Here is a 734-nt window from a genome sequence, read left to right on the forward strand (position 1 = left end):
GAAATATGGCTTGCATCGGGTAACACAGGAACTGAAGCAGATTTCTTAGCCTCACTTGAGGGTACGGACGGAACTAATGGTACAAATGGAATTAACGGATTAAGTGCTTATGAAATATGGCTTGCATCGGGTAACACAGGAACTGAGGCAGACTTCTTAGCCTCACTTGAAGGTACAGATGGTGTTGACGGAAACGGTATTACTTCGGTAACGAATAACAATGACGGTACCTATACATTTAATTTTGATAACGGTACCTCTTTCACCACAGCGGACCTAACAGGTCCAGCAGGAGCAGATGGATCAGACGGAAACGGTATTACTTCGGTAACGAATAATAATGACGGTACTTATACATTTAATTTTGATAACGGTACCTCTTTCACTACAGCAAACCTAACGGGTCCACAGGGTATAGCGGGTAATGACGGACAGGACGGTGCTCCTGGTACAGATGGTCAGGACGGAGAAGATGGAAACGGTATTACTTCGGTAACGAATAACAATGACGGTACTTATACATTTAATTTTGATAACGGTACCTCTTTTACTACAGCAAACCTAACGGGTCCACAGGGTATAGCGGGTAATGACGGACAGGACGGTGCTCCTGGTACAGATGGTCAGGACGGAGAAGATGGAAACGGTATTACTTCGGTAACGAATAACAATGACGGTACTTATACATTTAATTTTGATAACGGTACCTCTTTTACTACAGCAAACCTAACGGG

General features: G+C 43.6%; 1 pseudogene. It reads left to right on the forward strand.

Annotation, left to right across the window (positions count from 1 at the left end):
• Positions 1-734 (forward strand): annotated as a pseudogene (locus ABS768_RS17575) (hypothetical protein); the annotation flags it as partial.

It is taken from the genome of Flavobacterium rhizophilum, assembly GCF_046000485.1.
Taxonomy (GTDB): Bacteria; Bacteroidota; Bacteroidia; order Flavobacteriales; family Flavobacteriaceae; genus Flavobacterium; species Flavobacterium rhizophilum.